The sequence below is a fragment of the Nostoc sp. C96 genome, from assembly GCF_059384975.1.
Genome location: NZ_CM182020.1, coordinates 5,574,390 through 5,582,500, shown reverse-complemented (window position 1 = coordinate 5,582,500; position 8,111 = coordinate 5,574,390). Strand labels below are relative to the sequence as shown.

Below are 8,111 nucleotides of genomic sequence, written 5' to 3'. Positions count from 1 at the left end.
TTGCTTGCTATCGCTAGCTTGCTGCCCTCTGTTCGTAGCATTGTAGTACGTGTGTAGCCCAAGACGTAAGGGGCATGCTGACTTGACGTCATCCCCACCTTCCTCCGGTTTGTCACCGGCAGTCTCTCTAGAGTGCCCAACTTAATGCTGGCAACTAAAAACGAGGGTTGCGCTCGTTGCGGGACTTAACCCAACATCTCACGACACGAGCTGACGACAGCCATGCACCACCTGTGTTCGCGCTCCCTAAGGCACTCCTCCCTTTCAAGAGGATTCGCGACATGTCAAGTCTTGGTAAGGTTCTTCGCGTTGCATCGAATTAAACCACATACTCCACCGCTTGTGCGGGCCCCCGTCAATTCCTTTGAGTTTCACACTTGCGTGCGTACTCCCCAGGCGGGATACTTAACGCGTTGGCTCCGGCACTGCGAGGGTCGATACTCGCAACGCCTAGTATCCATCGTTTACGGCTAGGACTACTGGGGTATCTAATCCCATTCGCTCCCCTAGCTTTCGTCCCTCAGTGTCAGTTACGGCCTAGCAGAGCGCCTTCGCCACCGGTGTTCTTCCTGATCTCTACGCATTTCACCGCTACACCAGGAATTCCCTCTGCCCCGAACGTACTCTAGCTATGTAGTTTCCACTGCTTTTACAAAGTTAAGCTTTGCTCTTTAACAGCAGACTTACATCGCCACCTGCGGACGCTTTACGCCCAATCATTCCGGATAACGCTTGCATCCTCCGTATTACCGCGGCTGCTGGCACGGAGTTAGCCGATGCTTATTCCTCAGGTACCTTCACTTTCTTATTCCCTGAGAAAAGAGGTTTACAACCCAAGAGCCTTCCTCCCTCACGCGGTATTGCTCCGTCAGGCTTTCGCCCATTGCGGAAAATTCCCCACTGCTGCCTCCCGTAGGAGTCTGGGCCGTGTCTCAGTCCCAGTGTGGCTGATCATCCTCTCAGACCAGCTACTGATCGACGCCTTGGTGCGCTCTTACCACACCAACTAGCTAATCAGACGCGAGCTCATCTTCAGGCAGCAAGCCTTTCACCTTTCGGCACATCCGGTATTAGCCACCGTTTCCAGTAGTTATCCCCGACCTGAAGCTAGATTCTCACGCGTTACTCACCCGTCCGCCACTATCTCCGAAGAGACCGTTCGACTTGCATGTGTTAAGCATACCGCCAGCGTTCATCCTGAGCCAGGATCAAACTCTCCGTTTTGTTGTGTTTCGAGTTTGTTATCTAGAAAAACTTGCTTTCCAGATTCCTTGCTATAATTTTTAAGTTTTTGGGATATCCCAAAACCAATTTACTTGACGAGGATTGGTTTATCTTTTAAGCTTTCAAAGTATTATTTTTTCTCGGTTCAGTCGTCTTGGCTCTTGCCTTGACACTTATCTAGATTAACAACTGATTATAGGATCGTCAAGGGTTTGGCAAAGTTTTTTTCTAAGCATTTCTGGAAAGGAAAATAAACTTAAAGAAAAGCACATAAATGAGCTTAAGTTGAAGATTATCGAAATATTGCCCATTTAAAGATATTTTTTACTTTAATTATTGAGAAATTTCCTGAATTTACATCTTAAAGTACCATCCATTCACTGTGAACTTGTTTGTCTAATTTTGTTTTTTGTTGGAGACTACAAAAATTCTCAAATTACTTACGAGGCTGTCCTTGATAAGTTGATTCCAAAATATGGGCAATCGCACTGTAAGAAACAAATTGTGATAGTTTTAGTTTTCCAGAAGACGACCATATAGTGTCTGGCGCGTCTTGGTGTTTTATTCTAAATCTGTAGCACCTTCTCAAATACGGATCATGAAAAAGCTGATCAATCAGCCAGAAGATTTTGTAAAAGAAAGTATCGCTGGTATGGCGATCGCCCATTCAGATTTAATCAAAGTCAACTATGACCCTACCTTTGTCTATCGAGCCAGTTCACCAATACGGGGTAAAGTGGCAATTATTTCAGGTGGAGGTAGTGGACACGAACCGATGCACGCTGGGTTTGTGGGTCAGGGAATGTTAGATGCAGCTTGTCCAGGGGAGGTGTTCACGTCACCTACCCCCGACCAGATGCTGGCTGCGGCGCAACAGGTAGATGGTGGTGTTGGCATCCTTTATATTGTCAAAAATTATAGTGGCGATGTGATGAACTTTGAAATGGCAACGGAGTTAGCCCGAAGTGAAGGCATCCGTGTGCTAAATATTTTGATTGATGATGATGTGGCAGTGAAGGATAGCCTCTATACTCAAGGTCGTCGTGGTGTGGGAACAACGGTATTAGCGGAAAAAATTTGTGGTGCTGCGGCAGAACAAGGTTATGATTTGCAAAAAATAGCCGATTTGTGTCGTCGGGTAAATCTAAATGGTCGGAGTATGGGTATTGCTTTAACATCCTGTACCGTACCAGCTAAAGGTACACCAACGTTTATATTGACTGAACGCGAAATAGAAATGGGTATTGGGATTCACGGTGAACCAGGTAGGCAAAGGATTTTATTAAAATCAGCAGATGAAATTGCTGAGATATTAACCCAAAGCATCATTGATGATGTTGGCTATAGTCGTATTGTGCGGGAATGGGATGAAAACCAAGGTGAATGGGTTGATATGAAATTAATCGATCCGCCTTTACAAGCTGGCGATCGCTTGTTGGCTTTTGTTAATAGTATGGGTGGTACACCTATCTCGGAACTTTATCTGATTTATCGCAAACTGGCAGAAATCTGCGAAAAACAAGGAATGTCCATTGTTCGCAACTTAATAGGCCCTTATATTACGTCTTTAGAAATGCAGGGTTGCTCAATTACGTTGCTCAAGTTGGATGATGAACTGATCCGGTTGTGGGATGCACCAGTACACACGCCAAGTCTGCGATGGAGTATTTGATATGGTGACTCAAGCCCAGATTCTCCAATGGTTAAAAATCTTTGAATCTGAGATAGAACAAAATAAAGAATATTTAACTAACTTAGATGCAGTGATCGGTGATGCTGACCACGGTATTAATATGAGTCGTGGTTTTAAAAAGGTGATGAGTCAGTTACCAACAGTAACTCATCAAGATATTGGCAGTATTTTGAAAACTGTTAGTATGACACTGATTTCTAGTGTTGGTGGTGCTAGTGGCCCTTTATACGGCACCCTGTTTTTGAAAGCAAGTTCTGTAGCGGCTGGTAAGCAAGAACTAACTACACAAGAGTTACTAGAATTACTGCAAGCTGGGTTAGATGGAGTGTTACAACGTGGTAAGGCTCAATTAGAAGATAAAACAATGGTTGATGTTCTGTCTCCGGCTGTAATGGCTTTTAGGCAAGCTGTTGAGGAAGGTAAAGACTCTTTAGCTGCAATGCAACAAGCTGTAGCAATATCAGAACAAGCGTTAGAAAATACCAAACAGATGCTGGCGAAGAAAGGACGTGCTAGTTATCTGGGAGAACGAAGTATTGGACATCAAGATCCAGGTGCAACTTCATGTTATTTGATGTTGAGAAGCTTATTGGAAAGTATCAAAAGTGGAGAATGATTTCAGGATGAAGTATGAAAGATACAATTTCATCCTTCATACTTCACACTTGAGACTTCTTCAGCCAAATACTCGGTGTTGTAAAGAGGGCATTTGACGACGAACTTGTTCTAGACGTGAGGGGTTAATTTCTGCGATCGCAATTCCGGGTTTTTCGCCAGCATCAGCTAAAATTACACCCCAAGGATCAATAATGACAGCGTGGCCGTGGGTTTGGCGACGGGCGTAGTTGGTGCCAGTTTGGGCGGGTGCAATTACGTAACAAGTATTTTCAATTGCTCTTGCTTGTAATAATACCTGCCAATGGTCTTTGCCTGTGAAAGCGGTAAAAGCAGCGGGAATAAACATCACATCGGCTCCTTTATTAGAAAGATGCCGATATAATTCTGGAAAGCGCACATCATAACAAACAGAAAGACCTATACCGCCCAGTTCTTCCGAAAAATATACTGAAGGCAATTGTGTACCAGCTACCACAGTGCTAGATTCACGATAAGTATTGCCGTCAGGAACATTGACATCAAATAAATGTACTTTTTGGTAACGGGCAATTTCTAGACCACTCAGATCAATCAGTGTAGAAGTATTATAAACTTTGCCTGTACCCTCTACCAAAACTGGAAAACTGCCGCCTAAAATAGTGACTTGGAAACGTTGAGCCATTTTTTTAAGAAATTGCTCTGTTTCGCGGGTGATACTTTCTACTTGAGCGAGTTTATCTTTCTCTTCACCCATAAAAGAAAAGTTTTCTGGTAGCCCAATTAATTCAGCACCTCGACGCACAGCAAGCTCAATTAATTCTTCAGCCTGTGCCAAATTTTTGTATAAATCTGGCACACTTGTCATTTGAATAGCGGCGGCTAAATAAGATTTCATAGATTTAACAACAAAAAGTAGATGTGTGCAGGACAGATACTCAAATATATCGTTACTTAAAGAACTTCGGAACTTGAGCAGCAGTGAGTAAATATTGCTTTTCTTTAAGGAGTTTGCTGTCGCTAACGTTTTACTCTAGTAATTGTCACAGGATTTTAACACTCTCTCAGCTTGTAACCTATTAAAGTGTTACACACCTAAGTTTTATATCTAGTCCGCAAAAGAGTGATTGAGGTTTTTATTCTAAATTAAAAATATGCAAATTAAATAAACTGGCGATCGCTCCACTTAACCAAATCTTAAAAGTAATAGATAGCTTTAGTATTCTCAATATCAAGTGCAGAGTAGATAAAATTCAAAAATTCTCAAAGGATACACTAAAAAGTTAATCATATTTACGGTGGTAACTAATAATACTACGTATTAAACTGTGTCAAGTATTTTAACTGCAAAAATTAATGTCAATTCCACAGTTTTTCATTTATATGAATGGTGTAGCTCAGTTATGGGCTGCTGATGGACAATTTTTAGGATTATTATCTAGGAGCCAACATGACCCAAACTCAATCAGCAACTTGAATGGAATATATGGTAATCCACATGGATTATGTAGTATTCGTAATTCGTATGGCGTGTATGGTGGACAATATGGGCTGTATAGTCCTTACAATTCTTACTGTCTAAATCCTCCGATTGTTTTTTATCAAGGTCAAGCAGTGCTAATGGTGACAAAAAATATTTATGTCTTGAACAATGGTTTAACAGTCATCGACCCCGATATTCTGCTAAACGTATATGCAAACCTCAGCAATTTGACAACTATTTCTTGCGATACCTCAATGGATTGGATTAACCAATCTACACAAAATACTCAATATTTTTTGAACCAATCAGCAGAAATTATTAATTCTATGTTTCGTTAGTCTTTAATTTTTAGAGACACTAACACGACCAGGATTCATACAAAAATCCTTTGGCAAAACAAACATCCTCAAAACCAAAAATAGCTAATCACTAGGTTTTAAAATTACCAGCAATTAGCTATTAATGATAGTTAACAATTGACTTGTTCCTAAGTCAATGCTTCTGCACCACCGACTACCTCTAGGAGTTCCTGAGTAATAGCGGCTTGTCGGGCTTTGTTGTAAGACAGCGATAGGTTTTTAATTAGTTCACCAGCGTTATCACTGGCGTTACTCATAGCTGTCATCCGTGCTGCTAGTTCGCTGGCAGCAGATTCTTGTAATGCCCGTAGTAATTGATTGCTCAAATACAGAGGTAGCAAGGAATCCAGAATTTGTACTGGGTCTTGCTCAAAAATCATGTCGCGGGCTAGAGGTTGGACTTGAGCAGTTACTTTTTGCCGTTCAACTTCAAATTGACCGCCACGAGTTGTCAGACGGAAAATTTCATCATCTGCTGCTTCTAAACCTTGGGTATCAAGAGGTAGCAAAGTTTGAACGACAGGACGAGAACTAACTAGAGAGACGAAACGAGTGTAGATTAATTCGATGCGGTCTACTTTTTCCGAGAGGAATAAAGACAGCAACTCTTCAGCAATTTTATTTGCTTCGTCGGCGGTAGGAATTTGCTCTAAGCCGCTGTAAGTAGCATCAATGGGCTGTTCACGGCGTTGGAAGTATTGGGTAGCTTTACGACCAACCAATACAAATGTGTAGTCTATACCTTCTGCCTTAAGTTCCTTAGCACGGTTTTCAGCACGACGAATGACGTTGGTGTTGTAGCCACCGCACAAACCTCGGTCGCCAGAAATTACTAACAAACCGACTGATTTAACTTCGCGTTTTCTTAGCAGAGGTAGGTTTGCGTCTTCAAACCGCAGACGGGTTTGCAAACCATATAATACTTGCGCTAGTCTGTCAGCGAAGGGACGAGTAGCTAATACTTGTTCTTGCGCCCGACGTACTCTCGCCGCCGCTACTAGCCGCATGGCTTCTGTAATTTTTTTGGTATTTTTGACCGACTGAATGCGATCGCGTATTGCTTTGAGGTTAGGCATATTTTTGGTTAGTAGTCAATGGTCAATGGTCAAGGGTCAAGGGTCAAAAGTCTTGGTCTTTGACTATTGACTCTTGACTCTGGACTTTTGACTAATTACGCTGTTGCTTTGAAGGTCTTTTTGTAGTCGTCTAAAGCAGCCTTCAATGCGGCTTCTTCATCATCAGCGAGTACTTTTTTGCTTTGTACTGCACTGTAATAAGGAGACTTGCCTGTCTTCAGGTATTCACGGAAACCTTTGGTGAAGCTGGTTACTTTATCTACAGCGATATCATCTAAGTAACCGTTAATTCCAGCGTAAAGAATTGCTACTTGTTCAGCAACAGATAGAGGCTCGTTTTGGGATTGCTTCAAAAGTTCCCGCAAGCGTTGACCACGTGCTAATTGGTCTTGGGTAGCTTTATCTAAGTCAGAAGCAAATTGCGCGAATGCTTGGAGGTCGTCAAACTGTGCTAGTTCGAGTTTAATTTTACCAGCAACTTTTTTCATTGCTTTGGTTTGTGCCGCAGAACCTACACGGGATACAGAGATACCTGGGTTTACAGCGGGACGAACACCAGCGTTGAACAAGTCAGAAGATAAGAAGATCTGACCGTCGGTGATGGAAATTACGTTGGTGGGGATGTAGGCGGAAACGTCACCTGCTTGGGTTTCGATGATGGGTAGAGCAGTCATACTGCCTTTACCTAACTCATCGCTGAGTTTAGCAGCTCTTTCCAACAAGCGAGAGTGGATGTAGAATACGTCTCCGGGGTAAGCTTCCCGTCCGGGTGGACGACGTAGCAGCAAGGACATTTGGCGATAAGCTTGTGCTTGCTTGGATAAGTCGTCGTAGATTACTAGAGTAGCTTTGCCTTTGTACATAAAGTACTCAGCAATGGTAGCTCCGGTGTAAGGAGCCAAGAATTGTAAGGTAGCAGGGTCACTGGCGTTAGCTGCAACAACTACGGTGTAGTCCATTGCGCCTTTTTCTTGTAAGGTTTGAACTACGTTAGCTACAGTAGAAGCTTTTTGACCAATTGCTACGTAAACGCAAACTACATCTTCACCTTTTTGGTTAATAATGGTGTCAATGGCGATCGCAGTTTTACCTGTCTGACGGTCTCCAATAATCAATTCGCGCTGACCCCGACCGATAGGAATCATGGAATCGATAGCGGTAATCCCGGTTTGCATAGGTTCGTGTACAGAACGGCGTGCAATGATACCGGGTGCAGGAGATTCAATCAAACGGCTTTCTGTAGATTTGATGTCGCCTTTTCCATCTATGGGACGACCCAAAGCATCAACAACGCGTCCAATTAATGCTTCACCAACACCAATTTGGGCAATTCTCCCAGTGGCTCTGACAGAACTACCTTCTTGAATGCTGTTACCTGTCCCCATGAGTACCGCACCCACGTTGTCTTCTTCCAAGTTTTGGGCGATACCAATGGTGCCATCTTCAAATTCCAAAAGTTCCCCAGCCATAGCCTTTTCTAGGCCATAAATCCGGGCAATACCGTCACCGACTTGCAGAACGGTACCAACGTTAGCAACTTTGACTTCTTGGTCGTATTGCTCAATTTGCTGTTGAATAATGCTGCTAATTTCGTCAGGTCTAATTGATATGCTCATGGTGTATATTTTTCTTTTGCAACACGGAAGAATTTGCTAGTACAGTGCTGAGTGCTGATTGCTGAG

At 42.9% G+C, this 8,111-nt stretch carries 6 protein-coding genes and 1 rRNA gene (1 of these 7 only partly in view); 3 read left to right on the top strand and 4 right to left on the bottom strand.

Features of this window, described 5'->3' with window-relative positions; translation table 11 throughout:
• Positions 1 to 1,224 (bottom strand): 16S ribosomal RNA (locus AC504W_RS23840); it reaches 265 nt to the left of the window's first position.
• Positions 1,225 to 1,822: 598 nt separating this feature from the next.
• Here AC504W_RS23840 and dhaK point away from each other — a divergent pair.
• Both dhaK and dhaL read left to right on the top strand, forming a co-directional pair.
• Complete coding sequence (gene dhaK / locus AC504W_RS23835; RefSeq protein WP_494874674.1) at positions 1,823 to 2,896, top strand: dihydroxyacetone kinase subunit DhaK; 1,074 nt, start codon at positions 1,823 to 1,825, stop codon at positions 2,894 to 2,896.
• Position 2,897: 1 nt separating this feature from the next.
• Positions 2,898 to 3,533, top strand: a complete 636-nt coding sequence (dhaL, locus tag AC504W_RS23830; protein WP_494878750.1) for a dihydroxyacetone kinase subunit DhaL — start codon at positions 2,898 to 2,900, stop codon at positions 3,531 to 3,533.
• Between the two features lie 60 nt (positions 3,534 to 3,593).
• Here dhaL and AC504W_RS23825 read toward each other — a convergent pair whose 3' ends face one another.
• A complete protein-coding gene (locus AC504W_RS23825; RefSeq protein ID WP_494874672.1) occupies positions 3,594 to 4,409 on the bottom strand; it encodes a carbon-nitrogen hydrolase family protein in 816 nt (271 codons plus the stop codon).
• A 458-nt stretch (positions 4,410 to 4,867) separates the two neighbouring features.
• On the opposite strand from AC504W_RS23825, the gene AC504W_RS23820 reads away from it, so the two are divergent.
• Entirely contained in the window at positions 4,868 to 5,332 is a 465-nt protein-coding gene (locus AC504W_RS23820) for a hypothetical protein (RefSeq protein WP_494874671.1), read from the top strand.
• A gap of 149 nt (positions 5,333 to 5,481) precedes the next feature.
• Here AC504W_RS23820 and AC504W_RS23815 read toward each other — a convergent pair whose 3' ends face one another.
• Positions 5,482 to 6,429: a F0F1 ATP synthase subunit gamma gene (locus tag AC504W_RS23815; RefSeq protein WP_494874670.1), complete on the bottom strand. Its 948-nt coding sequence runs from the start codon at positions 6,427 to 6,429 to the stop codon at positions 5,482 to 5,484.
• 95 nt (positions 6,430 to 6,524) lie between these two features.
• The gene (atpA, locus tag AC504W_RS23810; RefSeq protein WP_494874669.1) at positions 6,525 to 8,045 is read right to left on the bottom strand and encodes a F0F1 ATP synthase subunit alpha; all 1,521 of its coding nucleotides are present in this window, start codon (positions 8,043 to 8,045) and stop codon (positions 6,525 to 6,527) included.
• Between the last annotated feature and the right edge of the window lie 66 nt (positions 8,046 to 8,111).

Excerpts from the sequence above, each read along its gene's own strand:
- AC504W_RS23820 (WP_494874671.1), top strand. The coding sequence starts at position 4,868 with ATGTCAATTCCACAGTTTTTCATTTATATGAATGGTGTAGCTCAGTTA.
- dhaK (WP_494874674.1), top strand. The coding sequence starts at position 1,823 with ATGAAAAAGCTGATCAATCAGCCAGAAGATTTTGTAAAAGAAAGTATC.
- atpA (WP_494874669.1), bottom strand. The coding sequence starts at position 8,045 with ATGAGCATATCAATTAGACCTGACGAAATTAGCAGCATTATTCAACAG.
- dhaL (WP_494878750.1), top strand. The coding sequence starts at position 2,898 with ATGGTGACTCAAGCCCAGATTCTCCAATGGTTAAAAATCTTTGAATCT.
- AC504W_RS23815 (WP_494874670.1), bottom strand. The coding sequence starts at position 6,429 with ATGCCTAACCTCAAAGCAATACGCGATCGCATTCAGTCGGTCAAAAAT.
- AC504W_RS23825 (WP_494874672.1), bottom strand. The coding sequence starts at position 4,409 with ATGAAATCTTATTTAGCCGCCGCTATTCAAATGACAAGTGTGCCAGAT.